At 65.5% G+C, this 26,291-nt stretch carries 27 protein-coding genes; 14 read left to right on the forward strand and 13 right to left on the reverse strand.

From position 1 onward, the window contains the following. Window positions 1-219: 219 nt before the first annotated feature. The 3 genes from R2B70_RS18040 to R2B70_RS18050 all read left to right on the forward strand — a co-directional run bounded on the left by R2B70_RS18040 (window position 220) and on the right by R2B70_RS18050 (window position 3,955). The gene (locus R2B70_RS18040) at window positions 220-1,884 is read left to right on the forward strand and encodes a FapA family protein (protein ID WP_318162147.1); all 1,665 of its coding nucleotides are present in this window, start codon (window positions 220-222) and stop codon (window positions 1,882-1,884) included. Between the two features lie 125 nt (window positions 1,885-2,009). Further along, on the forward strand, window positions 2,010-2,819 hold the full coding sequence (yidA, locus tag R2B70_RS18045) for a sugar-phosphatase (protein ID WP_042077890.1): 810 nt from the start codon (window positions 2,010-2,012) through the stop codon (window positions 2,817-2,819). 365 nt (window positions 2,820-3,184) lie between these two features. Next, window positions 3,185-3,955 (forward strand): gamma-glutamyl-gamma-aminobutyrate hydrolase family protein, encoded by a 771-nt coding sequence (locus tag R2B70_RS18050; RefSeq protein ID WP_042077892.1) that lies wholly within the window; start codon window positions 3,185-3,187, stop codon window positions 3,953-3,955. Here the strand turns inward: R2B70_RS18050 and R2B70_RS18055 are convergent. From R2B70_RS18055 to lptM, 7 genes are all read right to left on the reverse strand, one after another. Beyond that, entirely contained in the window at window positions 3,952-4,356 is a 405-nt protein-coding gene (locus R2B70_RS18055) for a hypothetical protein (protein WP_042077893.1), read from the reverse strand. The two genes, R2B70_RS18050 and R2B70_RS18055, sit on opposite strands and share 4 nt — an antisense overlap. Before the next feature lie 106 nt (window positions 4,357-4,462). Beyond that, on the reverse strand, window positions 4,463-5,173 hold the full coding sequence (locus R2B70_RS18060) for an HAD-IA family hydrolase (RefSeq protein WP_318162148.1): 711 nt from the start codon (window positions 5,171-5,173) through the stop codon (window positions 4,463-4,465). A gap of 92 nt (window positions 5,174-5,265) precedes the next feature. Continuing rightward, window positions 5,266-6,240 (reverse strand): tyrosine recombinase XerC, encoded by a 975-nt coding sequence (gene xerC / locus R2B70_RS18065; RefSeq protein WP_042077896.1) that lies wholly within the window; start codon window positions 6,238-6,240, stop codon window positions 5,266-5,268. Continuing rightward, entirely contained in the window at window positions 6,233-6,913 is a 681-nt protein-coding gene (locus tag R2B70_RS18070) for a DUF484 family protein (protein WP_042077897.1), read from the reverse strand. Before R2B70_RS18070 ends, xerC begins: the two co-directional genes overlap by 8 nt. An 81-nt stretch (window positions 6,914-6,994) precedes the next feature. Further along, complete coding sequence (gene dapF / locus R2B70_RS18075; RefSeq protein ID WP_209793743.1) at window positions 6,995-7,825, reverse strand: diaminopimelate epimerase; 831 nt, start codon at window positions 7,823-7,825, stop codon at window positions 6,995-6,997. Window positions 7,826-7,889: 64 nt separating this feature from the next. Beyond that, window positions 7,890-9,140, reverse strand: coding sequence for a diaminopimelate decarboxylase (gene lysA, locus R2B70_RS18080; RefSeq protein WP_318162149.1), 1,251 nt, complete (start codon window positions 9,138-9,140; stop codon window positions 7,890-7,892). A 20-nt stretch (window positions 9,141-9,160) separates the two neighbouring features. Beyond that, window positions 9,161-9,367, reverse strand: coding sequence for an LPS translocon maturation chaperone LptM (gene lptM, locus R2B70_RS18085; RefSeq protein ID WP_219143391.1), 207 nt, complete (start codon window positions 9,365-9,367; stop codon window positions 9,161-9,163). A gap of 73 nt (window positions 9,368-9,440) precedes the next feature. On the opposite strand from lptM, the gene cyaY reads away from it, so the two are divergent. Both cyaY and R2B70_RS18095 read left to right on the forward strand, forming a co-directional pair. After that, window positions 9,441-9,755: an iron donor protein CyaY gene (cyaY, locus tag R2B70_RS18090; protein WP_042077902.1), complete on the forward strand. Its 315-nt coding sequence runs from the start codon at window positions 9,441-9,443 to the stop codon at window positions 9,753-9,755. Next, on the forward strand, window positions 9,752-10,405 hold the full coding sequence (locus R2B70_RS18095; protein WP_318162150.1) for an alpha/beta hydrolase: 654 nt from the start codon (window positions 9,752-9,754) through the stop codon (window positions 10,403-10,405). The genes cyaY and R2B70_RS18095 overlap by 4 nt, the downstream gene beginning before the upstream one ends. An 89-nt stretch (window positions 10,406-10,494) precedes the next feature. Here the strand turns inward: R2B70_RS18095 and R2B70_RS18100 are convergent, their stop codons facing one another. Beyond that, window positions 10,495-13,014, reverse strand: a complete 2,520-nt coding sequence (locus R2B70_RS18100) for a class I adenylate cyclase (RefSeq protein ID WP_318162151.1) — start codon at window positions 13,012-13,014, stop codon at window positions 10,495-10,497. Window positions 13,015-13,336: 322 nt separating this feature from the next. On the opposite strand from R2B70_RS18100, the gene hemC reads away from it, so the two are divergent. Genes hemC through R2B70_RS18120 form a run of 4 tightly spaced genes read left to right on the forward strand, consistent with a single transcriptional unit; the run spans window position 13,337 to window position 17,294 of the window. Then, a complete protein-coding gene (gene hemC, locus R2B70_RS18105) occupies window positions 13,337-14,266 on the forward strand; it encodes a hydroxymethylbilane synthase (protein ID WP_318162152.1) in 930 nt (309 codons plus the stop codon). Between the two features lie 46 nt (window positions 14,267-14,312). After that, the gene (locus tag R2B70_RS18110; RefSeq protein WP_219143388.1) at window positions 14,313-15,047 is read left to right on the forward strand and encodes a uroporphyrinogen-III synthase; all 735 of its coding nucleotides are present in this window, start codon (window positions 14,313-14,315) and stop codon (window positions 15,045-15,047) included. Beyond that, window positions 15,044-16,120 (forward strand): uroporphyrinogen-III C-methyltransferase, encoded by a 1,077-nt coding sequence (locus tag R2B70_RS18115; protein ID WP_219143387.1) that lies wholly within the window; start codon window positions 15,044-15,046, stop codon window positions 16,118-16,120. The genes R2B70_RS18110 and R2B70_RS18115 overlap by 4 nt, the downstream gene beginning before the upstream one ends. Window positions 16,121-16,130: 10 nt before the next feature. Next, window positions 16,131-17,294, forward strand: a complete 1,164-nt coding sequence (locus R2B70_RS18120; protein ID WP_318162153.1) for a heme biosynthesis HemY N-terminal domain-containing protein — start codon at window positions 16,131-16,133, stop codon at window positions 17,292-17,294. Between the two features lie 155 nt (window positions 17,295-17,449). On the opposite strand, the gene R2B70_RS18125 is transcribed toward R2B70_RS18120, so the two are convergent. Both R2B70_RS18125 and glpX read right to left on the reverse strand, forming a co-directional pair. Next, the gene (locus tag R2B70_RS18125) at window positions 17,450-17,701 is read right to left on the reverse strand and encodes a YkgJ family cysteine cluster protein (RefSeq protein ID WP_318162154.1); all 252 of its coding nucleotides are present in this window, start codon (window positions 17,699-17,701) and stop codon (window positions 17,450-17,452) included. Between the two features lie 141 nt (window positions 17,702-17,842). Then, a complete protein-coding gene (gene glpX / locus R2B70_RS18130) occupies window positions 17,843-18,853 on the reverse strand; it encodes a class II fructose-bisphosphatase (protein WP_039040467.1) in 1,011 nt (336 codons plus the stop codon). A 219-nt stretch (window positions 18,854-19,072) separates the two neighbouring features. On the opposite strand from glpX, the gene R2B70_RS18135 reads away from it, so the two are divergent. Then, window positions 19,073-20,131 (forward strand): porin, encoded by a 1,059-nt coding sequence (locus R2B70_RS18135; protein ID WP_318162156.1) that lies wholly within the window; start codon window positions 19,073-19,075, stop codon window positions 20,129-20,131. A gap of 88 nt (window positions 20,132-20,219) precedes the next feature. On the opposite strand, the gene R2B70_RS18140 is transcribed toward R2B70_RS18135, so the two are convergent. Further along, on the reverse strand, window positions 20,220-20,699 hold the full coding sequence (locus R2B70_RS18140; protein ID WP_318162157.1) for a GNAT family N-acetyltransferase: 480 nt from the start codon (window positions 20,697-20,699) through the stop codon (window positions 20,220-20,222). 272 nt (window positions 20,700-20,971) lie between these two features. Here R2B70_RS18140 and R2B70_RS18145 point away from each other — a divergent pair, with 272 nt between their 5' ends. From R2B70_RS18145 to R2B70_RS18155, 3 genes are all read left to right on the forward strand, one after another. Further along, window positions 20,972-23,014: a TonB-dependent siderophore receptor gene (locus R2B70_RS18145; RefSeq protein ID WP_318162158.1), complete on the forward strand. Its 2,043-nt coding sequence runs from the start codon at window positions 20,972-20,974 to the stop codon at window positions 23,012-23,014. Between the two features lie 56 nt (window positions 23,015-23,070). After that, on the forward strand, window positions 23,071-23,691 hold the full coding sequence (locus R2B70_RS18150) for a PepSY-associated TM helix domain-containing protein (RefSeq protein ID WP_318162159.1): 621 nt from the start codon (window positions 23,071-23,073) through the stop codon (window positions 23,689-23,691). Window positions 23,692-23,852: 161 nt separating this feature from the next. Further along, a complete protein-coding gene (locus tag R2B70_RS18155) occupies window positions 23,853-24,887 on the forward strand; it encodes an acyltransferase (protein WP_318162160.1) in 1,035 nt (344 codons plus the stop codon). On the opposite strand, the gene R2B70_RS18160 is transcribed toward R2B70_RS18155, so the two are convergent. After that, window positions 24,859-25,215 carry a helix-turn-helix domain-containing protein gene (locus R2B70_RS18160; RefSeq protein WP_318162161.1) on the reverse strand — a complete coding sequence of 119 codons (357 nt, stop codon included), beginning with the start codon at window positions 25,213-25,215 and terminating at the stop codon, window positions 24,859-24,861. The two genes, R2B70_RS18155 and R2B70_RS18160, sit on opposite strands and share 29 nt — an antisense overlap. A gap of 120 nt (window positions 25,216-25,335) precedes the next feature. Here R2B70_RS18160 and R2B70_RS18165 point away from each other — a divergent pair, with 120 nt between their 5' ends. Then, complete coding sequence (locus R2B70_RS18165) at window positions 25,336-25,641, forward strand: monooxygenase (RefSeq protein WP_318162162.1); 306 nt, start codon at window positions 25,336-25,338, stop codon at window positions 25,639-25,641. A 12-nt stretch (window positions 25,642-25,653) separates the two neighbouring features. Here R2B70_RS18165 and R2B70_RS18170 read toward each other — a convergent pair whose 3' ends face one another. Beyond that, window positions 25,654-26,250, reverse strand: coding sequence for an outer membrane beta-barrel protein (locus tag R2B70_RS18170; protein WP_412055171.1), 597 nt, complete (start codon window positions 26,248-26,250; stop codon window positions 25,654-25,656). Window positions 26,251-26,291: the final 41 nt, after the last annotated feature.

Consider the following 26,291-nt stretch of genomic DNA (forward strand, 5'->3'; position numbering starts at 1 on the left):
GCTAAAAAGCCGCAATGCGGCACATGGCATGTGCCGACTCCGCCCCTCTCCCGTCAGCCGATATTTCCTCAACCCGGTTCACCCATTTGCATTCAGATCGTTGACCCGGAAGGAAAAATACCCGAATACTGCGACCTGGGCCGCCCCGGCGGCATCGGTTTTCGGCAAGGACCTGCCCCGTTCGGGCAAGCCGGACAGGCGCAACGAGGGAGGCACCCGGTGTTAAGCAAAGCGTGGTTTCAGCTGTCGGCCGACATGAGCTATGTCTGCCTGCGCATCGCCCCTGGCCTCACCGAGCCCGTCCGGGAGGACGATGTCCTGGCCCTGCTGCGCCTCTCCAACTGCCGGCGCTATCAACCCCTCGACGAGGGGATCCGCGAGGCCGTCACCCTGCTCAACACCCTGACGTCAACGCCGGATGCCCCAGCCCACCCGCCCGTGCCCGTGGCCCGGCGCCAGGACGCCAGGCTGCTGATCCAGGTGGACAAGGACCAGATGAGCGCCAGGGCGCAGATCACCGCCGACTGGGGCGGCCAGCCCCTCACCCTGGCGCAGTTGCGGGAAGCCCTGGCGGCCAGCCCGGTCAAACAGGGGGTGAGCGAGCGGCTGCTCGCCGCCGCCGTCCAGGCTGCCGGCGAGGCGGCCCCCGGCGCCCTGCTCAGCCCCGTGATCGCCCTGGGCAAGGCGGCGAAGCACGGCCTGGATACCCGCCTGGAGAGGCTGGTGGCGACCGCGGCCGAGCGGATCCTGACACCCCAGGAGCTGGACCACGGCAAGGTGGACATGCGCGACCTCGGAACCCTGCTCACCGTCAAGGCGGGGGCTACGCTGATGCGCCGCCACCCCGCCACCCAGGGCGTGGACGGCTTCACCGTGACGGGCCAGGTGCTGCCGGCCAGGTCCGGCAAGGAGAGCGCCATGACGGCGGGGGAAGGCACCTGCCTCTCCCCCGAGGATCCGGATCTGCTGCTGGCGACCCGCCCCGGCCTGCCGTGCCAGGAGCGGGCCGGCATGCGGGTGGACGAGGTGCTGAGCGTCAAGCAGGTCGACATCCGCCATGGTCACGTCGAATTCGAGGGCTCCCTGCTGGTCACCGGGGACGTCATGCCCGGCATGCGCGTCAAGACCAGCGGGGACGTGGTGATCGGCGGCTTCGTCGAGGGGGGCTATATCGAGTCAGGCGGCACCATCACGGTGCGCAACGGCATCATAGGCCGCAAGCAGGGGGAGGACGAGTACCTCTGCCACCTCAACGCCGGGGGCGAGATCCACGCCGGCTATGCCCAGTACGCCAGGCTGGAGGCCGACGGTGACATCCAGATCCTGAGCCAGCTCAGCCACTGCTACTGCCGCAGCGGCCAGGATCTGAAGGTGGGGGACAGCGCCATGCGCAAGGGTCACCTCATCGGTGGCGTCAACATCGCCAACCGGCTCATCATGGCCCCCGTGCTCGGGGCCTCGGCGGCGAACCGGACCAGGCTGCAGATCCTCGGCGGCTACTTCAGCCAGAAGGAGCAGGAGCTGGCCCTGCGCCAGCGCAAGCAGGCCTGCCGGGAGCAGATAGACAAGCTGCAGGACCTCATCCTGCGGCTGCTGCAACTGCCCGGCGACAAGCGCAATCCCGAGACGCTGCAGAAGATCAAGGCGCTGCGCACCCGCCAGCTCGACGAGAGCAGATCCCTGGACGAGCAGTTGGTCGAGGCGCAGCAAGCGCTGCAGGCGCTCATGGCCAACATGGACATCATCGCCACCCAGCGCCTCTTCCCCGGCGTCGAGGTGGAGATGGCTCATCACCACAACAGGGTCGACATCGAGCACGGCCCCATCCACTTCGCCATCCGCGAGGATCAACTGCAACTGACCCCCTATCAGGGCCAGCGCTGAGGCGCCAGTCAGAGGCAGCACCGCCTATGCAACCCTTCAACTCGTGATCCCGGCGGCAATTTTCGCTACACTCGGCCTCCCCATGGCCCCACAGGGCGGGCCGGCCAGACTCAGGTAGTGAGAAGATGTACAAGCTGATCGCATTGGATATGGATGGCACCCTGCTGACCCCAGAGGGCCGGATCTCCCCCCGCACCCAGGCCGCCATCACGGCGGCTCGCGCCAGGGGCGTGACCGTGGTCCTGACCTCGGGTCGTCCGCTGGAAGGCATGACGGCCTATCTGGCCGAGCTCGGTCTCACCGGCCAGGATGACTACGTCATCTGCTACAACGGTGCCCTGGTGCAGCAGGTGGCGGAGCAGCGCATCATCCGCAGCCAGTTGCTGACCGGCAGCGATGCCAGCGCCATCGCCCACCTGGCCAGCGAGCTGGGGGTGAACGTTCACGGCTTCTCCGTGAGCCAGGGTCTCATCAGCCCCAGGGTCAGCCCCTACACTGAGCACGAGTCACGGCTGATCAAGATGCCGATCAACCTGGTGGACTTCGCCACCCTGCCAGCCGACGAGCAGATCATGAAGGTGATGATGATAGACCCCGAGCCCCTGCTCTCCCGCGCCATCGCCCGGCTGCCCGCCGAGCTCTACGAGCGCTATACGGTGGTGCGCAGCTCTCCCTACTTCCTCGAGTTCATGAACAAGCGCAGCAACAAGGGCACCGGCGTGGCCGCCCTGGCGGAGCACCTGGGCCTGACCGCCGCCCAGGTGATCGCGGTGGGGGATGCGGGCAACGACCGCCACATGATCGAATATGCCGGGCTCGGCGTGGCCATGGGCAACGCCACCGACGAGATCAAGGCGCTGGCCCGGCACACCACCAGCCGCAACGACGAGGACGGCGTGGCCAGGGTGATAGAAGAGTTCATCCTGACAGCCTGAGTCGACGAGGGGCCCTGCGGGGCCCTTCTGCTATCCGGCCATCCGGGCCGAATGTTTAATATATCCACCATGAAATACCCTGGATCCCCGTCCGCCTCTCTACAACCCCCTGAAAATGGGACTCAACTTGGCTGAGCCACGCCACCGGTTAACATAGTTGCATCATTTCGTTTGACATATTGAACGGCCTTGGCAGACTGGAGTCAGGATCCAGGCTGTCGTTGCCCAGGCTGACCGACGATTCTGGCACCACGGCACGACCCTGATCCCATGACCATGCCTTGAGGCATGCCTTTGCGAGCACCCCACGGCAAGGGCCTTCCCAAGGCGCAGGATGAGACCGACAAGGATAGTCAAGGTGACCTATGCCCAACCCCAGTTCCCATTCCAAACCCGTCGTACTGATGACCATGGGAGCCCAGGCCCGTAGCGGCCACGCCTACCAGGTAATGACCCACAAATACATCACCCCCCTGGTGGAGATCAGCGGCTGCGTGCCCCTGCTGGTGCCCACCTGCTGCGGCACCGAGGATCTGGAGCAGTATCTGGATCTCGCCGACGGCGTCTATCTGAGCGGTGCCGGCTCCAACATAGATCCCACCCTCTACGGCCAGGACAACCTCACCCCGGAGAAACCCCAGGACAGGGACAGGGATCTGTTCGACATTCCCCTGGTGCGCGCCGCCATCGACAGGGGGCTGCCACTGCTCGGCATCTGCCGCGGCATGCAGGAGATCAACGTGGCCCTCGGCGGGGACATACATCAGAAGGTCTATTGCGAACCCGGCTATGCGGATCACAGGGAGGATGCGGACGATCCCGTGGATGAGCAGTATGGCCACAGCCACAGGGTGAGCCTGGTGCCCGGCACCTGGTTTGCGGAACTGATGGGGGAGCCGCAGATCCCGGTCAACTCCCTGCACGGCCAGGGGATCCGGCGGCTGGGGGCCGGGCTGGCGCCACTGGCCCACGCCGAGGACGGCCTGATCGAGGCGATCCACGCGCCGGCGCTGCCCCAGTTCACCCTGGCGGTGCAGTGGCACCCGGAGTGGAAGGCGACGGAGAACCCCCACTCCGTCAAGTTGTTCAAGGCGTTCGGTGACGCCTGCCGCCAATACCGGCAGCGGGCGGGCTAATCGCCGAATCCCTTGCCCTTGAGCTTGGGCAGGGCACCGCGGGCAGGACGCAGGGTACGGCAGACATCCAGCCCCTTGAGACCTCGCTGGATATGGTCAGGCGCCTGCCCGAGCACGGCGCCGTTGCCGCGATAGAGGCGGGCCTCCTCCAGCTCGAACAGCTCGCCGCCGATGAGCAGCTGTTCCCGCCCCTCCACCACCTTGCCCCGCTTCAGGGGCAGGGTCATGTCCACCAGGATCTCGCCGGTGGCACACCCCTCGCGCCAGTGCGCCTCATCCGAGAAAGGAGAGATGGATATCTCCCGCCAGGAGCCATCCCTGAACTCCACCCGATAGCTGTCGCGCAGCAGATCGCACCCCGCCAGCACCATGGGGATGGCCAGCCAGATGACGCCCTTCATTCCACTCACCTCTGCACTCCCTTGTCAGTTCGCGCCAAGGACAAACAAACCGCCGTCCCCGCGCATCTTTTTCCCTGTCTCCGCCTGTTCATCCCAACGCCCCCGGTCACAGCAGCAAGTCGGCCAGCTCGGAGAGCGCCCCCAGCTCCACGTCCGGCAGCAGCGACAGCGACTGCCAGGGCTGGCCGCGGTCGTTGAGCCAGGCGGCACGAAAGCCGTGCAACCCAGCCCCCAGCACGTCGGTCTCGGGGTGATCCCCCACGTGCAGGATCCGGCCTGGGGCGAGGCCGAAGGCCTCTTGCACCTGCACGAACATGTCCGGCGCCGGCTTCATCCTGGCGCCCGCCCCGGCCTTGCAGACCAGGGTGAAGTAGCCAGCCAGACCCGCCAGCGCCAGATCCAGGTTGCCGTTGGTGATCACCGCCAGGGGATAACGCTCGGCAAGTCTGGCCAGCAGGCGATGGGTCCCCTCGCTCACCTCTATCTTCGAGCGCTCGGCGAGGAAGGCCGCGAACACCCGCGCCGCCTCCTGCTCCGCCAGCGCGGGGGCCATGCCCCCCTGCACCAGGGCCTCGCGAATGCCCTGCCGGCGCGCCAGGCTGACGTCCTGGCGCAACTCGGGCCGGGCCAGCAGCAGCTGGCGCTTGAGCTCCAGCCAGCGCGGCTTGTCCAGCATGGCGGTGGCCAGATATTCGCTGCGCAGGTGGCTCAACATCCACTGCTCGGCCCGTGCGATGGCGGGACCGTTGTCATAGAGGGTATCGTCCAGATCGAACGAGATGGCGGCCACCGGCTGCCAGCGACGGTAAAACTGCATGGCTACTCCTCTCTACTCCTCATTCGGCACGGCGGAGTCCCGCCAGGCCCTGGCAACGTGGACATTGTCATACCCGCAGATAACCCACCACATCACTCATCCTCCGGCGTTGCGGGATCCCGCCTGGCTCTCGGGTGGGCATTGTCATACACCTTGGCCAGGTGCTGGAAGTCGAGGTGGGTGTAGATCTGGGTGGTGGAGAGATCCGCGTGGCCCAGCAGCTCCTGCACCGCCCGCAGATCGCCGGAGGACTCCAGCATGTGGGTGGCGAAGCTGTGGCGCAGCTTGTGGGGATGGACGTGGGCGTTGAGGGCCTGCTTGTTGCCCCAGCCGTCGAGCCGCTCCTGCACCGAGCGGGCCGACAGCCGCCGCTTGCGCTGGGAGACGAACAGCGCCTCTGCCTCGTCGCCGGCCAGCAGGGGGCGCACCTTCAGCCACTTCTGCAGCCACTCCACCGCCATCCGCCCCATGGGCAGCACCCGCTCCCGCGCTCCCTTGCCGATCACCCTGAGCTGGCGCTCGTCCAGCTTCACGTCCGCGAGGTTCAGCCCCACCAGCTCGGCGAGGCGCAGGCCGGAGGAGTACATCAGCTCCATGATGGCGCGATCCCGCACCGCCAGCGGGTCCTGCTCGTCGGTGATGTTGAGCAGCTGGTACATCTCGTCCACGTCCAGGTTCTTGGGCAGCGGCCGCCCCAGCTTGGGGGTGGCGATGCCCCGCGCCGGGTTGGCGGTGATCCGCCCCTGGCGCACCTGCCAGTCACAGAAGCTGCGCAGGGCGGAGAGCTTGGTGGCGAGCGAACGGGGGGCCAGCCCCCCCTTGTGCATCCTGGTCACCAGGCTGCGCACCTGGCTTCCCTCCAGGTGCGCCCAGTCGGTCAGGCCGAGACGCACCAGCTCGGCGGTCATGGCCTCCAGGTGCGCCTGGTAGTTGCTGCGGGTGTGTGGGCTGAGCTGACGCTCGACCCTCAGGTATTCGATAAAGGCCGCCAGTTCGTCGGCCAGTGCCGCCGGCAGGGGCTCGGCGGCTGACGGCACCTGGGTGGATCGGGTCGGCACCTTAGCCACGGGCCAGCTCGGGCAGGCGCAGTTGCAGCAGGCGACCCAGCTGGCCCAGCAGCAGGGTGTCGTTGTGGGGGGTGAAGTGGCTGGGATCCGAGCTCGCGAAGGCCAGCACGCCGAGCTCGCCGAGCCGCATCAGGGCCACCGAGTTGACCAGGACGTCGTTGCCGAACAGCGCCTGCTTCTCGCCCTGGTTGAGACGGCCGAAGTAGTAGTCAGTGCCCGGCAGGCGCTGGCCCAGCAGTTGATCGAGCTGCCGGCCCTCTGCCAGGAAACGCTGCTCGGGGCCGCTCAGCTGGAAATGCTTCGGACTGAGCCAGAGCCGCAGGCCGGTGAGCCGCAGCCGCTGCACGAAGGCCTTGCCCATCACGGCGCTCAGCTCGAACAGGGTCTGGCAGCCATAGATCTCCCCGTAGAGATCCGCGTAGACCCGGAAGATCCGCTCGTTCTCGCTGGCGACCCCCATCAGCTCGGTGATCTCCTGCTCCAGCTGCTCGATGCGCTCGCGCTGCCTGTCCAGTTGGCGCTCCACCAGGGAGACGGTGCCCTTCTGCGCATGGGGGATGCGGATCCGGTCCAGCATGGCCCCGTGGCGCTGGAAAAACTCGGGGTAACGGGCCAGGTACTCCAGCACTGTGGCTTCATCCACCAGTGATTCCTGCCGTTTGAGTTCGCTCATAACTTGGTTGATCCATCCGAAAAAGGGGCCAAGGGCCCCGATATGATCCGTTGTTGGAGCCGGGTTGCCCCGGCTCGCTCGCTATAACTCTATCTGGCCGTCGAACACGTGCTCGGCCGGTCCCGTCATGTAGACCGGCTGGCCCGGTCCCTTCCAGGCGATGGTCAGCTTGCCACCCGGCAGGGTGACGGTGACCCGCTCCTTGAGCTTGCCCTGGCTGATGCCGACCACCACGGCCGCACAGGCCCCGGTGCCGCAGGCGAGCGTCTCCCCCACCCCGCGCTCGAACACCCGCAGCTTGATCTCGCTGGCGCTGACCATCTCCATGAAGCCGACGTTGACCCGCTCGGGGAAGCGTTCGTGGCGCTCCATGATGGGCCCCAGGGTCTCCACCGGGGCGTCCGCCACCGAGGGCACCTCGATGACGCAGTGGGGATTGCCCATGGAAACGGCGCCGCACATCACAGTGTGCTCCTGGGCCCGCAGCAGGTAGGTCTTCTCCGCCTTCTGGGCCCGGAACGGGATCTTGCCCGGCTCGAACTGGGGTACCCCCATGTTCACCGTGACCTGGTTCTCCCCCTCCAGCTGCAATGTGATCCGGCCACGGGCCGTGCTGACCGCGATGCGATCCCGGTTGACCAGCCCCTTGAGGCGCACGAAGCGGGCGAAACAGCGGGCCCCGTTGCCGCACTGCTCCACCTCGCTGCCGTCCGCATTGAAGATGCGGTAGTGGAAGTCGAGCTCGGGATCATAGGGCGGCTCCACCAGCAGCAGCTGGTCGAAGCCGATGCCGAAGTGGCGATCCGCCAGCTTCTTGATGATGTCGCTGCTGAAGAACACCTTCTGGGTGACGCCGTCCACCACCATGAAGTCGTTCCCCAGGCCGTGCATTTTGGAAAACTCAATCAACATCGCGCGTTCCTGTCTCACCGTTAATCACGCTCTCACATGGAGGAACGCAGAAAATCCATATCGATCAAGGCAGCAGGTGTTCGCCGCGCCAGAGATCGGCCAACTGCTCGCGCTCCCGGATGAGGTGGGCCTGGTCGCCGTCCACCAGCACCTCGGCCGCACGGGGACGGGTGTTGTAGTTGGAGGACATGGTGAAGCCGTAGGCCCCGGCGGAACGCACCGCCAGCAGGGAGCCCTCGGCGATCGCCAGGGTTCGCTCCTTGCCGAGGAAGTCGCCGGTCTCGCACACCGGGCCCACCACGTCGTAGAGCGCCTTCTCGTGAGTCGCGCGGCTGTCCACCTCGATGATGTTCATCCAGGCACCGTAGAGGGAGGGGCGCAGCAGGTCGTTCATGCCGGCGTCGATCAGGGCGAAGTTGCGGGTCTCGCCGGGCTTCAGGAACTCCACCCGGGTCAGCAGCACGCCGGCATTGGCGACGATGGCGCGACCCGGCTCGAACAGCAGGGTCAGATCCCGACCCGCCAGCTTCTGCTTGAGCGCCTCGGCGTACTCGGTGGGGTGCGGCGGCTGTTCGGCGCCATAGTTGACTCCCAGGCCCCCGCCCACGTCCAGGTGATGGATGTGGATGCCTTCCGCCGCGAGCTCGTCGATGAGCCTCAGCAGCTTGTCCGCCGCCTCCATAAAGGGATTGAGCTCGGTGAGCTGGGACCCGATATGGCAATCCACCCCCTTGATCTCGATGTGGGCCATGGCCGCCGCCTTGCGGTAGATGGCGGGTGCCTGCTCGATGGGGATGCCGAACTTGTTCTGCTTGAGACCGGTGGAGATGTAGGGGTGGGTGCCGGCGTCGATATCGGGGTTGACCCGCACCGAGACCCGCGCCTTCTTGCCCATGCTGCCCGCCACCCGGTTCAGGCGCTCCAGCTCGGCTTCCGACTCCAGGTTGAAGCAGAGGATCTCTTTTTCCAGCGCGAGGCGCATCTCGGCCTCGCTCTTGGCGACGCCGGAGAAGACCACCTTGGCCGGATCACCGCCCGCCGCCAGCACCCGTGACAGCTCGCCGCCGGAGACGATGTCGAACCCCGAACCGAGGCGCGCCAGCAGGTTGAGCAGGGCAAGGTTGGAGTTGGCCTTGACCGCGTAGCAGATCAGGTGGGGGATGTCGCCCGCCGCCTGGTCGAAGGCGTGCCAGTGGCGTTCCAGAGTGGCGCGGGAATAGACATAGAGCGGTGTGCCGTACTGCTCGGCAAGCCGTTGCAGGGGAAGCTGTTCGGCCTGAAGCTGACCGTCTGCGTCGTAGTTAAAGTGATCCAAGGGGGCGGTTCCTTCCTAGATTATTGCGGCGCGGCCTCTGAGGCCGGTTTGGCGGTCGCAGGCGAGACGGCTTGCGGTGTACTCTCTGTCTTGGGCTGTGCCGGTGCCTGCTCGGCAGGCGCGCTCTGTTCGGCCGGCGGCATGTAGAGCGGCCCCGTCAGGCCACAGGCGGCCAACCCGAGCGACAGCGACGCGGCAAACAGGCATTTGGTGAACTGGGTAATCATAATGGTTCGCTGCGAAAAAATTTTTGGCCCTCTATAATCGCACTCACATTGTTAAAAGCAACAGGATAAACCGATGAAGGATCACGAGTATCACGCCCTGACCGACGCCTTTTTCCAGTATGTGGAAGACGTCATCGACGAGGGGTATCCGGATATCGACTGCGAACGGGCCGGCGGCGTGCTGACCCTGAGTTTCGAGAACAAGACCAAGGTCATCATCAACAAGCAGGAACCCCTGCACCAGATCTGGGTCGCCACCCGGGAGAACGGCTTCCACTTCGAGCTGCGCGGCGACAGCTGGATCGACAACCGCTTCGGCGACGAGCTCAAGACCCTGCTGACCCGGGCCTGTACCAGCCAGGCCGGTGAGCCCGTGGTCTTCCCATGATCGACCTGCACCCCCAGGGTGCCCGCCATGCGGTAGTGTGGCTGCACGGGCTGGGTGACTCAGGCGCCGGCCTCGCCCCCCTGGTGGAGGCGCTGGCCCTGCCCAGCGACCTGCCCATCCGCCACCTGCTGCCAGACGCGCCCGAGCGGCCCATCACCATCAACATGGGCTACCGGATGCGCGGCTGGTACGACATCAAGAGCTTCGAGGATCCGGCGGATCGCGCCGTGGCCTCCCATGTGCACGAATCCGCCGACCGGATCGCGGCCCTGCTGGATCGGCTGGTGGCCGAGGGCTTCGCCCCCGAGCGCATCGTGCTGGCCGGCTTCTCCCAGGGGGGCGTCATCGCCGCCGAGACCGCCCTGCGCTATCCGACTCCCCTGGCGGGCCTGCTCTGCATGTCCACCTACCTGGCGGCCCCCGATACCCTGCTGGGGGAGATGAGCGAGGCCGCCCGCGACCTGCCCATCTGCTACATGCACGGCATCTACGACGACGTGGTGAGCCTCTCCATGGGCTGGGACGCCAAGAACCGGCTGGAGGCGGCGGGACTCAGCCCCGAGTGGCACGAGTACCCCATGCGCCACGAGATCTGCCGCCCGCAGCTCGACGACATCCGTCGCTGGCTGCTGGCCTGCCTAAGCGCCTGACTGCCCCCCAAATACGACAACGGCCTGCATCATGCAGGCCGTTTGCTTTTATCCCTTATGGCGATGCGTGGCTCCTCACCCCGCATTCATCACCCCACTTCCCGGGCCGCCCCCGGATTGTCCCGCTGCGGGCTCTGGCTGCGGTAGGGGATCACCTCCAGCTTGTCGCCCACCTGCACGATCTCGTAGTACTGGGGCAGGTTGAAGTTGCTGAACTGGCCCGCATTGCTGAACCGCTCGTGGCCCGAGGTGTAGAAGCGGTTCACCCCTTGCACCAGCTCGTCCTTGTTGCCGGCGAAGTGCTGGTAGATCTCCACCCGGTTCGCCTCGTCCAGGATATAGATGTTGGTGCCCGCATCCCGGGTATCGAAGAAGAACTGCACCAGCCCTTCGCTGGCGTAGGCGTCGACGATGCCGGGCAGGTGCTGGCTGTGGGTCTTGTCGAGGCGCAGCGGCAGGTGATCCAGCTTGTTGTGGGAGATGTGGCGGTAGAAGTCGATGGCGTTCTCCAGCTTCTTGACCGAGACCCCGCGCCGCTCGAAGAAGATGCCGTACTTCTCCTTGCCGAGCGCCAGGGTCTTGACCAGCTGCTGCTTGTCCCGGGCCAGTCGCAGCTCGATGCACTCGGCCACCAGCTGCTGGAAGCGGGTGCGCACCAGGGAGCGGAAGTGCTGGCTGTAGCAGAACACCTCTATCATCTCGGGGGCCGCGGCGTCCTGGTGCATCTTGCCGAGTATGGTGGTGAGGGCGTCCACCACCGCCTCCTCCCCCTCGAAGTGCAGGGTGCGGATCTCGCTCCAGGAGTTGCGATAGACCAGATCCACCGACCCCACCAGACATTCCTGGTTGCGACCGAACGAGAAGACATCGGCGGCGTTGGCGTCAAACTCGATCACCTGCCCCACCCAGTGGCTGGACGGATCCGTCTCCAGGTTCAGGAAGATGGAGAGCTGGCGGATCTCGCACGGCCGGCTCAGGGCCAGATTGGTGGCGCGCGGGTACTTGACCGGGAAGGTCCCGGACAGATCGCGGCAGAACTGGTGCAGGTTGTCGATGTGCAGATCCGAGCCCTGGTTGAACAGGTGCACCCGGGACTGGGGGGTCAGCAGGCCGTTGAAATAGGCCCAGGCCACCAGCTTGCTGATGTAGCCGTTATATTCGAGCGGCGCCCGACCTATGATGTCGGCGGGCTCGAGGGAATGCTTGTAGAGATACCAGCCGGCACGGTTCAGGCGGCCATGGGGCACCTGCACCAGGCTGAGGTCCGGCTCGCCGAGATCCGGCGCTATCTTGAGGTTGATGCGCTGCACCTTGCCCGGCAGGCTCTCGAACGCCGCATAGAGCTTGCGCGACAGGATGCCGATGTCTTCCGGGTTGATGGACTCGCTGATGTTGTTGCGCCGGGCGAACTGGATGAGGTTGCGGTAGCTCTGCATCAGGGCCTCCAGCAACTCGGCGTAGGCCACCTTGACGTCCTCCACCTTCCACTCCTGGCGGTGATCCAGGTGGTGCAGCCGCTCCGGGCTCCAGCCCCAGTAGGCCACCAGCTGGGCCATCTGCTCCCGGCGCCAGTCCGGGGAGTGATCCTCCTTGGGATGGCTCAGGCCGTCGCACACCTTGAGGTAGAAGCAGCGGCGCACCAGATCGAGGCGCTGCATGTCGCCGATGGACTTGAGGTAGTTGGTCACCTTGTCCAGCATCAGGCAGTAGTTGTCGAGGCGGTAGTGCATCCCCTCGTTGTGCTGGAACCAGTCGCGGCTGGTCACCGACAGCAGCCGGGTGTTGGGATACTCGTGGGAGTAAGCCTCCATCAGCACCGACTTGAGCACCGCCTTGTAGGGGGAGTCGATGCCCTTGTAGAGCTGCCAGAGGGCGGAGCCGAAATACTCCTCGGCCGGAATGCGGTTGAAGCCGCCGAGATCGAGCCAGTCATCCTGGCTCAGCTTGCCGTGGGCAAACAGGCCCTTCACGTAGTCGTCGTAGTGATCGTCATACTCGCCGGGCACCAGATACCAGAGCAGCCGCTTGCCGGCGATGTGCATGGCGCTGCGGTAGAACTCGTCGAGCAAGAGCAGGTGCTGGGCGCTGCCGCAGCTCTCCCCCTGCATCTGGGCATCGTTGCGCTGGCGGAACTTGTCCTCGGGGATCAGGAAGAAGTTGAGATCGACCCCCCGCTGCTCCGCCCAGAGGGAGAGGTGCTGGCACTTCTGCTCCAGCAGGGCGAGGCGATCCTGGGACAGGCCGGCCACGTGGCAGACCCAGATGTCGAGATCCGAGTGGCAGCACTGGCCGATGGAGGAGGTGCTCCCCATGGTGTAGAGGCCCTGGATCGACTTGTCGTGGGTGCTGAGCCCCCCCTGGCAGTTGGCGTTCTGGCAGAGATCCTGGATGAAGGCCTGCTGGGCGTCGTTGGCGACGAAACTCCAGATGCCATGAGGCACGTCCCCTGCCACATAACCGGGCAGCAGGGGATGGTTGAAGTGCAGCATGACGGGCAGCAGGTGGAAAACCTGCTGCCCGTAGCGACTCATGAGATCCAGCGCCCGTTGCGTCTTGAGACGATTGAGTTCGTCGTAGCGCGCCACCAGCGTGTCGAGTTTTACCAGCAATGCCCTACCTATCGGGGATAGAAATGACGCACCAAAACGGGGAGACGTCAAAAAAGTGTGATCATGTTAACAATGCAAACAGCAGTGGTAAACAAGCCCGCACACAATCACCGGATTATTTCTGGGCGGTCTCGCAAAGGTATCATTGGAAAGCAATAAAACACTTTAATTTCAATATATTAAAATCAATTCCAGGCGGAATGAAAATTAATTTCGGCCACCGTTTTTGAGCTTGGCCCCGCTTTTGCGGGCTGCGCCATGAAAGCCCCTGCAAAGGGTGGTAAGATCGTTTTCCTCTCTAAAGATGAAACAACTGATTGATATGGCAGCCCGAACCCTGAGAATCGCCACTCGCAAGAGCCCACTGGCCCTGTGGCAGGCCAACTTTGTGAAAGATCGGCTGGAGGCACTCCATCCCGATCTGCAGGTCGAACTGGTGCCCATGAGCACCCAGGGTGACAAGATCCTGGATACCCCGCTCGCCAAGGTCGGTGGCAAGGGGCTGTTCGTCAAGGAGCTGGAGACTGCCATGCTGGAGGGGCGGGCCGACATCGCGGTCCACTCCATGAAAGACGTGCCGGTGGAGTTTCCCGAGGGGCTTGGCCTGCACACCATCTGCGAGCGGGAAGACCCGCGCGATGCCTTCGTCTCCAACCGTTTCAGCCAGATAGACGAGCTGCCCCAGGGGGCCGTGGTCGGCACCTCCAGCCTGCGCCGCCAGTGCCAGCTGCGGGCCGCCCGCCCGGACCTGGTGATCCGCGACCTGCGCGGCAACGTCAACACCCGCCTCGCCAAGCTGGACGCCGGTGACTACGACGCCATCATCCTCGCCGCCGCCGGCCTGAAACGGCTGGAGATGGCCCATCGCATCGCCGCCTTCATCGAGCCGGAGCAGAGCCTGCCCGCCAACGGCCAGGGGGCGGTTGGCATCGAATGCCGCCTGGACGATGTTGAGCTGCACGCCCTGCTGGCGCCGCTGGAGCACGCCGAGACCCGCATCCGGGTGCTGACCGAGCGGGCCATGAACCGCGCCCTGCAGGGGGGCTGCCAGGTCCCCATCGGAGCCTATGCCCTGGTGCAGGGGGAGGAAGTCTGGCTGCGCGGCCTGGTGGGCAGCCCGGACGGCACCCGGGTCATCCGCGACGAGATCCGCGGGCCCCTGGCCGAGGGCGAGGCCCTGGGGGAGCGGCTGGCCCGGCGCCTGCTGGCCTACGGGGCCGATGCCATCCTGGCCGAGGTCTACCGGGCATGAGCGCGGACCGGTTGGCCATCCGGTCCCTGGCGATGGGGAAGATCTGATGGTCCCCCTGGTGGTGCGCCCGGCCGCCCAGGCCGCCGAGCTGGCGACACTGCTGCGCCAGCAGGGCCACGCACCGCTCTGCTGCCCGCTGCTGGAAACCGTGGCGGGCAGCGACCTCCCCCGCCTGGCTGACATGCTGCAAAATGCCGACCTCGTTATCGCCGTCAGCGTGCATGCAGTTCATTTTGCTCATCATTTTCTGTTGCAAACTGGTCAGACCTGGCCACATATTGAGTACTTTGCGGTCGGCCAGGCCAGCGCGGACGCCTTCGCCGAGGCGGGCATCCAGGCGCTGCGCCCGGACGATCCCCGCAGCGAAGGCCTGCTGGCCCTGCCCGGCCTGCAACAGGTGAACGGCAAGCGGGTACTGATCCTGCGCGGCAACGACGGGCGGGATCTCATCGCCCGGACGCTGGCCTCACGCGGCGCACTGGTGCACTATTGTGCCACCTACGAGCGCCACTACCCCGATCTTGACGGGGACGCATTGACCCGCCGCTGGCAGGCGGCCGGCCTCGACAGCCTGCTCATCACCAGCGGTGAACTGCTGCAGCGGTTGCTGGCCCTGGTGCCCGGCCCGCAGCACCCCTGGCTCCATGACCGCCTGCTGGTGGTGCCCAGTCCCCGGGTGGCCGAGATGGCCGAGGGAGCTGGTTTTACCCGTATCGTGATTGCCCAAGGTGCATCCAACCAGGCTCTGGTGGCCGCCCTGGAACTGAGGAAGATGGAATGACTGAACAGCAAGAAGTCCAGCCGAGTGCCGCGGCCCCCGTGGCCGACAACAACAAGCCAGGCCAGAAGGCCCCTGCCGGCAAGAAAGGCGGCTCCGGCGCCGTGCTCGGCGGCATCGCAATCCTGCTGGCCCTGGGGCTGACCGGCGGCCTCTACCTGCACGGCCACAAGAATGCCGTCACCCAGCAGGGGGAGATAGGCGCCCTCAAGCAGCAGCTGGCCGAGGTCATGGGCAAGCTGGAGCAGAGCAGCAGCAAGGATGCCGAACAGATCGGCGCCCTCGGCAAGAGCCAGCAGCAGTTGCAGGAGGCCCTGGGCGCCCTGCAGACCAAGGTGCTGGATCTCGACGACAAGAGGCCCAACGACTGGATGCTGGCCGAATCCGAATACCTGGTCCGCATGGCGGGCCGCAAGCTGTGGCTCGAACACGACCTTATCTCCGCCATCACCTTGCTCGGCAATGCCGACGAGCGAATCAAGGCGCTCAACGATCCCAGCCTGATGCCCATTCGCAAGGCGCTGGCGGAAGACATCGCCCAGCTCAAGGGGATGCCGCGGGTCGATCGCGAGGGGCTGACCCTGAAGCTGGCCGCCCTCTCCGATCAGATCGAGCTGCTGCCCCTCTCCACCGTCAGCATGCCCGAAGCCAAGAGCGAGCCCGACCAGACCGTCAGCACCAACCCGGACGAGTGGCAGAGCAATCTCAAGAAGAACTGGGTCAAGTTCACCGAGAACTTCATCACCATCCGCCGCCGCGACGGCGCCGTGGAGGCCCTGCTCTCCCCGCAGCAGGAGATCTTCCTGCGGGAGAACCTCAAGACCAAGCTGCTGCAGGCCCAGCTCGCCGTCTATCGGGAGCAGCAGGCGCTCTACACCGACAGCCTGGAGAAGGCCCAGCGCTGGCTGACCCAATACTTCGACACTGAAAACAGCGCCACCCACTACATGCAGACCGAGCTCGACAAGCTCAAAGGGGAGCAGATCCAGTTCGACTATCCGGATCAGTTCAAGACCCAGGCCATGCTGGAGCAGGTGCTGACCGAGCGCCTGCAACGCATCCTGGCCGGCAACTGAGGAGGAGACCATGATTCGTCTGATCGTCATAGTCGCCGTCATGGTGGCGGGCCTCGTCTTCGGTCCCGAAGCCTCAGGTAACAAGGGTTATGTGCTCATCTCGCTCGGCAACTACACGGTGGAGTCCTCAGTCACCAGCGCGGTGATCCTGGCGGTGCTGTTCTACGGCGCCCTGCTCATCGTCGAGTGGCTGCTCGGCCGGGTGTTCGGCCTGCGCCGCAAGACGCAAGGCTGGTTCGGTTCCCGCCGTCGCCGCAAGGCGAACCTGCAAACCGTCAACGCCACCCTGGCCATGGCCGAGGGGCACTACAACCAGGCCGAGAAGCTGCTCATCAAGGGCGCCGACAACAGCGACACCCCGCTGCTCAACTACCTGAGCGCCGCCCGGGTGGCCCAGGCCCGTGGCGATGACGTGCGCCGGGATCACTACCTGCAGAAAGCCCAGGAAGAGAACCCCAAGGCGGAGCTGGCACTGACCCTGATCCAGACCCAGCTGCAGATCGAGCAGGGCCAGTACGACAGCGCCCTCGGCCGCCTCGAATCCATCTATGCCCTGCATCCACGTCACCCCATGGTGCTGGATCAGCTGCGTCAGGTGTACCTAGCCCGTGAGGACTGGACGGCCCTGATCGATCTCGCCCCGGCCCTGCGCAAGGTGGGCAAACTGACGGCCCAGCAGGAGGAGGCCCTGCTGCACCAGGCCTGGACCGGCCGGCTGGAGGCCGCCAGCGGTGCGCTGGAGACCCTGCGCCCGGTCTGGCAGGGGATGCCCCGCAAGCTGCGCCAGGAGCCCGTGCTGCTGGCCAGCTACGGGGATCACCTGCGCCGGCTGGGCGCCGATGCCGAGGCCGCCGATCTCTGGCTGGAGGCCCTGCGCAAGGATCCCACCCCCGAGCTGTTCGCCCGTCTGCCCAGGCTCAAGCTGGACGACTACCAGCCCATGCTGGCCCTGCTCAGAAAGATCCAGGATCAGCCGGGCGCCGAAGCGGCGCTGGCACGGGTCTGCCTGCTGGCCGGTCAGCTGGACGAAGCCCAGCGTCTGCTGGAGCAGGAGGTGGCGAAGGCACCGGATGCCGCCCTCTACCACGCCCTCGGCCAGGTGATGGACAAGCGCAGGCTCACCAACAAGGCCAACGAGTATTACCGTCAGGCTCTGCAACTGGCGGACGTCTGACCCTTGCCCGTCACGGAACAAAAAGAGGCCGCAATTGCGGCCTCTTTTTATTGGGATGGCGCCGAATGGCGGCTCTCCCTTCTCCCCTCGCGGGAGAAGGGTTGGGGATGAGGGGGTACAAGCCCCCCTTCTCCCTGAGGGAGAGGGTCAAGGGCTCAGGCCGTCAGCCGCTCCAGCTCGCCGATCAGCCAGATGGCCTCCTGGCGGTGAGAGCCGCACACATCCGCCATGGGCTGAAAGCCGCCGCACACCGCCGGGCGCTCGGGCTGGCCGAAGATCTTGCACCCCAGGTGCACATCGAGCTGCACGCAGGGCACCCCGGCCGGTTTGCCGTCCGGCATGCCGGGAATGGGACTGCTGATGCTGGGGGCGATGCAGCAGGCACCGCATCCCTGACGACATTCCATGTGATTTTTCCTCTGTGGGGCACCGCAGTGTAGCAAGGAGTCCGGTTTCTCCTAAGCCTTATCCCTGCCCGGGCACCCTGGCGCCCTGCAGAGCGCAAAAAGCCCGGCACTGCCGGGCTTTTTGCTGCGGGAGTCAGCACATCACAGGATGATGTCGCGTACCACGCTGTCTTTGCGATCCAGGAAGTGGATCGACTTGATACGGCGAATGGTGCGAGATTTGCCGCGGATCAGCAGGGTCTCGGTAGTCGCCATGACGCCGTCGCTGGTGATCCCTTCCAGCAGATCACCCTTGGTGATGCCGGTGGCGGAGAAGATGACGTTGTCATTCTTGGCCAGATCTTCGAGCTTGAGCACCTTGCTCACGTCGATGCCCAGCTCCTCGCAGCGGGCGATCTCCTGTTCACCCAGGGCGCGCACCTCGGGGCTGTCACCCTTGACCTGGTGACGGGGGATCAGGCGGGCCTGCATGTCGCCGTCCAGGGCGCGGATCACCGCGGCCGAGATCACCCCTTCCGGGGCGCCACCAATGCCGTAGAGCATGTCCACTTCGCTGTCCGGCAGACAGGTGAGGATGGAGGCCGCCACGTCGCCGTCGGGAATGGCGAACACCCGCACCCCCAGACCCTGCATCTCCTTGATCGCCTTGTCATGACGCGGCTTGGCCAGGGTGATGACGGTCAGACGGGAGAGGGGCTTGCCGAGCGCCTTGGCCACGGCCTTGAGGTTCAGCTCCAGGGCCTGATCGAGATCGATGGCGCCTCTCGCCTTCGGGCCCACGATCAGCTTTTCCATGTACATGTCGGGGGCCTTGAGGAAGGATCCCTTGTCGCCCACCGCCAGCACGGCCAGGGCATTGGCCTGACCCATGGCGGTCATGCGGGTCCCCTCGATGGGGTCGACCGCGATGTCCACGGCGTCGCCCTGACCCGTGCCCACCTTCTCGCCGATGTAGAGCATGGGGGCTTCGTCGATCTCCCCTTCGCCGATCACAATCTCGCCATCGATCTGGATCTGATTGAGGATGTGGCGCATGGCCGCCACGGCCGCGCCATCGGCGATATTCTTGTCACCACGTCCGAGCCACTTGTAGCCGGCCAGTGCAGCCGCTTCCGTCACTCGGGAAAATTCGATTGCCAGTTCACGTCTCATCGCATATCCAACCTTAGGAGCTCGAAAACGGGCGGCATTCTATCACAAGGGCAAACCTTTGCGCGTAAAAGTGGCGGCCAGCCATATAAATCGCGGACTTTCATCCAATTGACACCAAACTGCCACGGCTTGTTCACCGCACCGTCACCCCGCCGTCATCTGCCGCTTCTAGCATGGCCCCGTCTTTTAAAACAGCAGCTTGCAACACAAGGGATCATGATGAAAAAGCTCACAGTAGTGGCATTGGCTCTCACCGCCGCCTTCCAGGCCCAAGCCGTCGAAGTCTACAAGAACGAAAGCACCCTGCTCGACCTCTACGGTCGCATCTACGCCGGCCAGTTCTTCGGCGAGAAGAAGGAGCTGGATGCCAATGGCGACATCAAGAACGAGTACAGCGACAAGCAGGGTGCCAACCAGTTTGTCCGCCTGGGTGCCAAGGCAGAGAGCGAGATCAACCCGGGTCTCAAGGCGCTGGCCCAGTACGAGCTGCAGATCTACATCAACGACAGCGAGAAGACCGTCAGCGAAAACTCCGACAACATGCGCACCCGTCTGGCCTTCGCCGGGGTGGGTGCCGACTGGGGCAACGTCACCTTCGGTCGCCAGAAGGGGGCCCCGGGTTTCCTGGCTGACTGGACCGATGTCTCCCTCTCCGACGGCTACGGCAACGAGGCGCTGGGCGCCAAGACCGACACCTTCGCTACTAACCGTGCCGGCTCGGTGCTGAAGTACTCCGGCCTGTTCAACGGCTTCCAGGTAGACACCAGCTACAAGTTCGACGGCGGTGACACCGAAGAGACCACCAGCAAGGACAGCGATGCCGCCTACGGCGCCGCCCTGGCCTATACCTTCCCGTTCAACCTGGCCCTGGGTACCGCCTACAACGTGGGGATCCGCGACAAGAGCGGTGAAGAGGATGCCAAGCTGTGGCTGCTCTCCGCCAAGTACGACAACAAGGCCGTCTACGCCGCCCTGAGCTATGCCGACGGCAGCGACTTCCTGGCCACCGGCAAGGATCACACCGGCTGGGAAGGGGCGCTGGGTTACAACTTCGAGAACGGCTTCGGCCTGATGGCCCTGTGGAACAAGCAGAAGGTGGAGCAGAGCGGCAAGTCCGACTACGACTCCATCGACTACTACACCCTGGGTGCCCAGTACAAGTTCAACAAGAATCTGCGCGTCATCGGCGAGTACCGCATCAACAACCTCGACAGCAATGACAGCGGCAAGCTGAACACCAAGGATGACTTCCAGCTGGCGGCCCGCTACGACTTCTAAGTCGGCCCCAAGCTGAACCCCAAAAAACGGCGCGCAGAACCCTCTGCGCGCCGTTTTTCATTTGGCGAGATCGCATTGTCACTGCGGCTCAGAGCTTCTTCTGCCAGAACAGGGCCCGGCCCACCTCGGGAATGAGTTCATAGCCCGCAAAACCGCTGGCCCGGTAGGCGGCCTGAGCCACCTTGTTCCCCTCCAGCACCTCCAGGGTCAGCTTGCAGCAACCGAGCTCCCGGGCGAGCCGCTCCGCCTCCGCCAGCAGCCGCTTGCCGATGCCGCGGCCGCGCTGGGCCGGATGCACCGCCAGATCGTGGATATTGAGCAGGGGCTGGCAGGCGAAGGTCGAGAAGCCCTCGAAGCAGGTGGCAACGCCAGCAGGCTCCCCATCGACCCAGGCCAGCAGCACGTGGGCACCGGGTCGCGCGGCCAGGGCTGCGGCCAGATTCGCCTTCACCTCGTCCGCCAGCGCACTGCCTCCCCCCATCTCGTCCCTGGCGTATGCGTCCAGCATCGCGATCAGCGCCTCGCCGTGACGAGGGTTGTGCAGATCCGCCCTGATGATCTCGACCATGTTTCTCTCCCTGTGTATGCCGGATGGTGCGCCAAGGCGCGAGGCCACCATGGTAGCCTCCCCCCCGAACCGAACCAAGGTTACCCCGGCCTTTTCCCCGAGGTTCCAGCCCCCTCAGTGCCTGCCCGCCAATGATCTCTTTTTCTTGCATCTTCTCCTTGCAAGGCAAATGAAAATCAATATCATTAGCAACCTCTCGCGATGAGAGAAATCAATAATTACAAATAAATCAACAAGTTCAGGCCGATTGGTCGACAAAGAGTCACACCCAGATGAACCATTCCCCCCCCCCGCGCGCCCTGCTGGGCGTCGCCTTGCTGGCGGTTTGCACCAGCCCCCGTGCCGAAGACGAAACCCTGACCGTGGTCGGCAAACGCAGCCAACATGAAGAGGTCGCCACCGCGACCCGTACCGCCACCCCGGCCAAGCTGGTGCCCCAGAGCATCGAGAGCGTCAAGGCAAGCGAGCTGACCGCCTTCGGTCAGCCCACCCTGAGTGAAGCCCTGACCGGCATCCCCGGCGTCAACGCCAGCGGTGACACCCGTTTCGACGGCGTCACCATCCGCGGTTTCAGCGCCAGCAACGACTTCTACCTCGACGGCCTGCGGGACGACATGCAGTACACCCGCGACCTTGGCAACATCGAGCGGGTCGAAGTGCTCAAGGGCCCCGCCGCCGTGCTCTACGGCCGTGGCAGCACGGGCGGCATCGTCAACCGGGTCAGCAAGGTCCCCCAGAAAGGGCAGGCCTCCAGCGTCAGCGCCCGGGTCGGCAGCTTCGACAGCCGACGCCTGGCCGCCGATCTCAACGGCGAGGCGGGTGAACGGGTGCAGCTGCGCCTGAACCTGGCCCAGGAGGACAAGGAGAGCTTTCGCGACGACGTGACCAGCAAGCGCACCCTGCTGGCCCCCTCCGTCAACTGGGAGATCACCGACGCCCTGAATTGGCTGGTGCAGTACGAGCGCAACGAGCACGATCGCACCCCGGATCGCGGTATCCCCGGCGTCGATGGTCGCCCGGCGGACGTGCCCATCGAGAGCGTCTACAGCGACACCCGCCGCGACTTCATCGACGACCTGGCCCAATCCACCCGTTCCCGCTTCACCTGGGACATCAACGATCAGTGGCAGCTGCGCCAGCAGCTCGGCTACACCACCCTCGACAGCCAGTTCGACAACACCTATGTCACCAGCGCCAAGGGTGACAAGGTGACCCGCGCCCGCTGGCAGCAGGATCTCAAGGCCAGCAGCCTCACCAGCAACACCGAGGCGGAAGGCCAGCTGCAGACCGGCCCCATCGCCCATCGTCTGCTGGTGGGCCTGGAGCAGGGCTGGCAGGAGCGCACCCCCAAGCTCTACCAGAACGCCAGCCCGATCCCACCGGGCGATCTCTACGATCCGGGCTCCCTGCCCACCTATGACGGCGCCATGAAGCTCTCCAGCGACGCCCATCACAGGGTGCGCGGCTATGGCCTCTACGTGCAGGATCAGCTCAGCCTGGGCGACTGGCACCTGCTGGCGGGCCTGCGCCGGGATGACTTCACCGTCACCAGCCGCCGCAACGACCTCGACAAGGAGGAGACCCTCTCGGTCACCAGCCTGAGCCCGCGCCTGGGCCTGGTGTGGAACCCCATCGAGGAGCACGCCTTCTACACCTCCTACAGCAAGACCTTCACCCCGGTGGGCGGGGAGCTTATCGGCATCACCCCGGGGGACAAGAACAACCACCTGGATCCCCAGCACACCCGGCTCTATGAAGGGGGCGTGAAGAGCGACTGGCTGAACGGCCGCCTCGCCACCACCCTCTCCCTCTACCGGCTGGAGATGTACAACAAGCGCAGCAAGGATCCGCTGGAGCCCACCCGGGTGATCCTCACCGGTCTGCAGCGCACCGACGGCATCGAGCTGAGCGCCCGTGCCCAGCTGACCGACGAGATCTATCTGCGCGGCGGCGTCGCCATCCAGGACGCCGAGCAGGTCAAGGCGGACGCGGACCTGCAAGGCAAGCGGCCGATGAACGTCTCCCGCCAGAACGGCCAGCTGTTCGCCGGCTACCAGAGCGGCCAGCAGGGCTGGTTCGGCGAGACCGGGGTGACGGCGGTGGGGGATCGCTTCGCCGACAACGCCAACACCACCACCTTGCCCGGTTACGCCCGCTTCGACGCCCGTGCCGGCTACCGCTGGCCCCAGTGGGAAGCCCAGCTCAGCGTGGAGAACCTGACCGATCACGACTACTTCGTCAGCGCCACCAGCGCGGCCCAGATCATGCCGGGCACGCCCCGTCAGCTGCACCTGACCGCCGCCTACCGTTTCTAATTCTCCCCTCCCCTGGCCAGCCTTTCGCTGGCCAGGCTCTCTGTGACACACGAGCAATGACACGCAGAAGACTCCCCCTGCACAACAACAAGTGGGTGCGCCGCATCCACGCCTGGGCCGGCTTTGCCACCCTCACCCTGATGCTGCTCTACGGCCTCACCGGCCTCTGGCTGCAACACAGGGCCGTGCTGCCGCTGCCCGGCCCCCACACCGGGAAATCCAGCGAGGAGATAGTGCTGAGCACGCCGCTGGCCAGCCCGGATGAATTGAAAGCCCTGCTGCAACAGCGTTATGCAGACATGTTCGAGGAGGGGCGACCCCAGATCACCCCGCCCCAGACCCTGCCCACACCATCCGGATCCCTCACCCTGCCGGCCCGTTGGGAGCTGCGCGGCGTCACCCTCAGCCAGAGCGTGGCCGCCAGCTATGTGGAAGGCACCCTGCTGGTGCGCACCGAGCTGCAGCAGGCCAACTTCGCCGCCAGCCTCAACCGGCTGCACCGCGGCATGGGCACCGGGCTGCCCTGGCAGCTGTTCGGGGATCTGGCGGCCCTGGCCATGCTGCTGCTGGCCCTCACCAGCCTGCTGATGTGGAACAAGCTGCACGGCCCCGCCGGCCGCGGCATCGCCCTGTTGCTGCTGGGCGCCCTGACCACGGTGCTGGTGGCCCTGCTCTGAGCCGCAGCCCGCGACCGGCATCCACGGAGTAACACCCCGTCGGCCGAGGTAACAAAGGGTAACCGGCCGCCGATGAGGGTCACAGTTGGCGACCAGGCGGCTGGATAGGGAGCGCCTGCGGCTGATAGGGTGCGCCCAGATCCCGAACACCGCGAGGAATCATGCGCATCTCCAGCATCGAATGCGGGCGAGTGGTGGCCATCCTGGCCGTGATGACCATTCATCTCTCCCCCTTCAGCAATCCGTTCGACCCCGCCCTGTGGGACGGCACGCCCTACCCCCTGCTCGGGGCCGTCATCAATCAGCTCTGCCGCTTCGCGGTGCCGCTCTTCTTCCTGTGCGCCGGCTACTTCCTGCAACCCGTCCTCGCCGCGGGTCACCCACTGACGGTCGCACTGCGCTACTGCCGCCCCCTGCTGGGGCTCTGGCTGGCCTGGAGCCTGCTCTATCTGCTGGTGCCCTTCAATCCGGTCGCGGCGGTGAGCGAGGGCTATCTGCCCGCCATGGCGGGCCAGTGGCAGATGCAACTGGGGGATCCGCTCAACGTCTGGTGGGTGGGCGGCATGATCCACCTCTGGTTCCTGCCCGCCCTGATGGTGGCTGTGCTGATCCTGGGGCTCTGCCAGCGGGCCCGCCTGCCGAGACTGGCCCTGCTGCTGGGCGCCCTGCTCTACGGACTTGCCCTGATCGGCGGCTCCTATGGCCCGCTGCTGGGGGGCGAATGGGCCCTGCTGACCCGCAACGGCCCCTTCTTCTCCCTGCTCTTCGTGGCCCTGGGCGCCGAGCTGCGCCTGCGCACCTGGCAGCCGGACGCCAGGCGCTGCGCCCTGATGATGGTGGCGGGGATGGGGCTTTACGCCCTGGAGGCCGCAGGCCTGCTGCGCGTTGCCGCCGTCCCCCTCGCTCGTCACGACTTCCTGCTGGGCTCCCTGCCCTGGGCGCTGGGGCTGTTCGGCCTGCTGCTGGCCAACCCGGCGTGGGGCAAAGGCAGCTGGCTGGAGCGCCAGGCGCCCAAGGTGCTCGGCCTCTACTGTCTGCACATGATGCTGGTGGTGTGGCTGATGATCTTCGGCCCCCAGGGCAAGCTGGTGTGGTGGGAACTCCTCAAGGTGCCCGCGCTGCTGGCGCTCACCCTGCTCGGCTACCGGCTGCTGGCGGTCACCGCCCTCAGCCGCCGGTTGCTGCGGGCTCGCTAGAAGCAGGATCCTCCCCTGCCAGCAGGTCGGCGTGGTTCAGCGCAAAATCGTGCATCTGCTGGAGCAGGGGGATCAGGGCGATGCCGAGCGGGCTCAGGGCATACTCCACCCTGGGCGGTACGTCCGGGTAGAGGGTGCGGGTGATGACGCCGTCACTCTCCAGCTCCTTGAGCTGGGCGGTGAGCACCTTCTGGCTCACCTCGGGCAGGCAGCGGCGCAGATCGCCAAAGCGCAGGGTCTGGGCACGCAGATGAAACAGGATGGCCGGCTTCCATTTGCCGGTCAGCAGGCGTAACACCCGATAGGCGGGACAGGGCAGTGGGGACACGGGATGGCTCGAGAGTGGTTACTTTGCGGTAACTATGCCACGAAAATGTGCCTTCTTGCAGCCAAGATGCCGGCTTCCTATGATGCGGATTCCGTCAATCAACGCCACGAGAGGTTTATCATGCCCAGCCTGCTGCAGATCCATTTCAACTTCCCCGCCGAGATGATGGGGCCGGCCCTCACCGCCGCGGCCATGCCGCTGGCCGAGTCCATCACCCGGGAGCCGGGCTTCATCTCCAAGATCTGGACCGAGAACCCGCGCACCGGCGAGGCGGGCGGCATCTATCTGTTCGAGGATGAGGGGAGCGCCCTCGCCTACGCCACCATGCACGAGCAGCGGGTGCTCGCCATGGGCGCCAGCTCGGTGCAGTACAAGGTGTTCGACGTCAACGAGCCCCTGAGTCGCCTCACCAAGGGCATCGTCTAGCCCGAGCGGGGCTCAGAACCTCAGGGTCAAGCCGATATTGGCCTGCCACTGGGTGATCAGCTCTCCCCGCACCCGGAAGGCGCAGACCTCGGGGTTGCAGAGAAACGCGCTGTCGTCGTTGACCAGGGAGCCGTAGCCGCGCACCTCGGCCCGCAGCGCCAGGTGTTCCGCCAGGCGCGGCTGCACCCCGAGCGCCAGGGACATGGAGGGAGCCGTCTCGCTGTCGTAGGCGTCGAAGCGGGTCACCCCTATCCCCGCGCCTAGATAGGGCGCCATCAGGTTGTCTGAGAGAAACAGGGCCCCGGCGAAGTGCAGGGTATCCACCGCCAGCCTGTCGGGCAGCTCGGGGGACACCCGGGTGGACTGGTGGCTGTAGAGCAGCTCTATCATGCCCGGATCGTCCACCTCCCTGCTGATGAAGAGGCCCCAGCTGCCCGAGCTCTCCCCCTGCAGGCTGTCGAGGTCGCCGCCATGGGGCGTGGGCTCGGGTTCGTCCATGGCCTCGAAGTCGATGGACGAGCTGTATCCCGCAAAGGGCGTCAGCTGCCAGCCAGGCGCGGGGGGCTCGGCAGCCCAGCCCGCCAGGGGCAGCAACAACCCCGACACCATCCTCTTCGCTCCCCTCATGGTCCTCTCCCTTCGACAAAAAT

The sequence above is a fragment of the Aeromonas sp. XH genome (assembly GCF_033348475.1).
Taxonomy (GTDB): Bacteria; Pseudomonadota; Gammaproteobacteria; order Enterobacterales; family Aeromonadaceae; genus Aeromonas; species Aeromonas sanarellii.

Excerpts from the sequence above, each read along its gene's own strand:
- yidA (WP_042077890.1), top strand. The coding sequence starts at position 2,010 with ATGTACAAGCTGATCGCATTGGATATGGATGGCACCCTGCTGACCCCA.
- R2B70_RS18050 (WP_042077892.1), top strand. The coding sequence starts at position 3,185 with ATGCCCAACCCCAGTTCCCATTCCAAACCCGTCGTACTGATGACCATG.
- R2B70_RS18055 (WP_042077893.1), bottom strand. The coding sequence starts at position 4,356 with ATGAAGGGCGTCATCTGGCTGGCCATCCCCATGGTGCTGGCGGGGTGC.
- R2B70_RS18060 (WP_318162148.1), bottom strand. The coding sequence starts at position 5,173 with ATGCAGTTTTACCGTCGCTGGCAGCCGGTGGCCGCCATCTCGTTCGAT.
- R2B70_RS18070 (WP_042077897.1), bottom strand. The coding sequence starts at position 6,913 with ATGAGCGAACTCAAACGGCAGGAATCACTGGTGGATGAAGCCACAGTG.
- dapF (WP_209793743.1), bottom strand. The coding sequence starts at position 7,825 with ATGTTGATTGAGTTTTCCAAAATGCACGGCCTGGGGAACGACTTCATG.
- lptM (WP_219143391.1), bottom strand. The coding sequence starts at position 9,367 with ATGATTACCCAGTTCACCAAATGCCTGTTTGCCGCGTCGCTGTCGCTC.
- cyaY (WP_042077902.1), top strand. The coding sequence starts at position 9,441 with ATGAAGGATCACGAGTATCACGCCCTGACCGACGCCTTTTTCCAGTAT.
- R2B70_RS18095 (WP_318162150.1), top strand. The coding sequence starts at position 9,752 with ATGATCGACCTGCACCCCCAGGGTGCCCGCCATGCGGTAGTGTGGCTG.
- hemC (WP_318162152.1), top strand. The coding sequence starts at position 13,337 with ATGGCAGCCCGAACCCTGAGAATCGCCACTCGCAAGAGCCCACTGGCC.
- R2B70_RS18110 (WP_219143388.1), top strand. The coding sequence starts at position 14,313 with ATGGTCCCCCTGGTGGTGCGCCCGGCCGCCCAGGCCGCCGAGCTGGCG.
- R2B70_RS18115 (WP_219143387.1), top strand. The coding sequence starts at position 15,044 with ATGACTGAACAGCAAGAAGTCCAGCCGAGTGCCGCGGCCCCCGTGGCC.
- R2B70_RS18120 (WP_318162153.1), top strand. The coding sequence starts at position 16,131 with ATGATTCGTCTGATCGTCATAGTCGCCGTCATGGTGGCGGGCCTCGTC.
- R2B70_RS18125 (WP_318162154.1), bottom strand. The coding sequence starts at position 17,701 with ATGGAATGTCGTCAGGGATGCGGTGCCTGCTGCATCGCCCCCAGCATC.
- glpX (WP_039040467.1), bottom strand. The coding sequence starts at position 18,853 with ATGAGACGTGAACTGGCAATCGAATTTTCCCGAGTGACGGAAGCGGCT.
- R2B70_RS18135 (WP_318162156.1), top strand. The coding sequence starts at position 19,073 with ATGAAAAAGCTCACAGTAGTGGCATTGGCTCTCACCGCCGCCTTCCAG.
- R2B70_RS18140 (WP_318162157.1), bottom strand. The coding sequence starts at position 20,699 with ATGGTCGAGATCATCAGGGCGGATCTGCACAACCCTCGTCACGGCGAG.
- R2B70_RS18145 (WP_318162158.1), top strand. The coding sequence starts at position 20,972 with ATGAACCATTCCCCCCCCCCGCGCGCCCTGCTGGGCGTCGCCTTGCTG.
- R2B70_RS18150 (WP_318162159.1), top strand. The coding sequence starts at position 23,071 with ATGACACGCAGAAGACTCCCCCTGCACAACAACAAGTGGGTGCGCCGC.
- R2B70_RS18155 (WP_318162160.1), top strand. The coding sequence starts at position 23,853 with ATGCGCATCTCCAGCATCGAATGCGGGCGAGTGGTGGCCATCCTGGCC.
- R2B70_RS18165 (WP_318162162.1), top strand. The coding sequence starts at position 25,336 with ATGCCCAGCCTGCTGCAGATCCATTTCAACTTCCCCGCCGAGATGATG.
- R2B70_RS18170 (WP_412055171.1), bottom strand. The coding sequence starts at position 26,250 with ATGGTGTCGGGGTTGTTGCTGCCCCTGGCGGGCTGGGCTGCCGAGCCC.